Raw genomic sequence first — 1181 nt, 5'->3', positions numbered from 1 at the left:
GCGTAGAGCCAAAGTAACCATGCAGAGGGTTAAGAAAAACAAAGGCATAGCTCGTTGCGAATTTTTTCTGAACAGGCAATACTGTGGGACAGTTTAACAATAGATGAATAACCCTATGAAACTGAATAAAGTCGTATTACTCTTTCTTTTGGTATACCAAGTACCGCTCAAAGCCAATGATACTATGGCAACGCTTGCAGGCGGCGTTATTCAATACACCAGATCACCAGATATCAGTATGGATTATGAAGCACTAACGCTCTCACCAAAAAATATTGAAATCATCTATGATTTCACTAATCACAGTTCACATGATGTGACAAGCCAAGTTGCCTTTCCATTACCACTTTCACCAGTCACCATTGGTGATACCTCTAGAATTTATCCAGTTTGGGATGATTTATATCATTCTTATTCGTACATTCACGAAGTCATTGAATCTACCAAAGAGAATGCTATTCAAAGGCCTATTCCACTCAGAAATCGCGTTCTTTATCCAATCTTCACCGATTTTTCTCGCACAGTCAATGGCGAACAATATGGTTATACAGTTTCAGTTCGTGCTATTAATAACTATGGCAAAGACATTACTAATCTGCTCATCAACAACGATATTCCGCTGTCTTCCACCTACATCAGTGGCTTTATGGATGAAAGTCCTCTTGATAAAGAACCAAAACTCAAAGCAAAATTGCAAAGCCTGGGATTGCTTGATAAAAAAGGGAATCCGTTATGGCAATTAGCAATTATTTATCATTGGCAGCAAAGTTTTGCTGCCAAAACGACCACTCAAGTCACTCACCATTATACTCCACATACAGGTGAGCATTGGCTAGAAGCAAAAAATCCTACTACCCTAGCAGACTTTCAATTTGTGCATCGAGATGAAATCAATGGCGTGCCTGAAAAAAAGCAATTATCGAATTATTGTGTGACGGAACAAAACCAAAAAGAATTGTTTGAATTATACACATCTAAAAAAGATGACAAGGAAACTACTATTATCCATCGTGTGGAAGAACTTCGCTATATTTTAAGCAGCGGCGCCAATTGGCGTGGCCCTATTAAAAAATTTAAGTTGATCATTAAACCACCTGCTAATGCTATTCTCTTAGGATGTTTTAATGCACCACTCACAGTTTCCCAAGATAATTCCTATCAAGTAACACTTGATAATTTTA

General features: G+C 37.8%; 1 protein-coding gene. It reads left to right on the top strand.

From position 1 onward, the window contains the following. Positions 1–115 precede the first annotated feature (115 nt). Positions 116–1181: DUF4424 family protein (locus tag EKG34_RS18080; protein ID WP_242616759.1), on the top strand; the 1066-nt coding region annotated here is incomplete at its 3' end.

It is taken from the genome of Legionella longbeachae (genome assembly GCF_004283175.1).
GTDB lineage: Bacteria > Pseudomonadota > Gammaproteobacteria > Legionellales > Legionellaceae > Legionella > Legionella longbeachae.
This window is presented reverse-complemented; position numbering and strand designations above follow the sequence as displayed.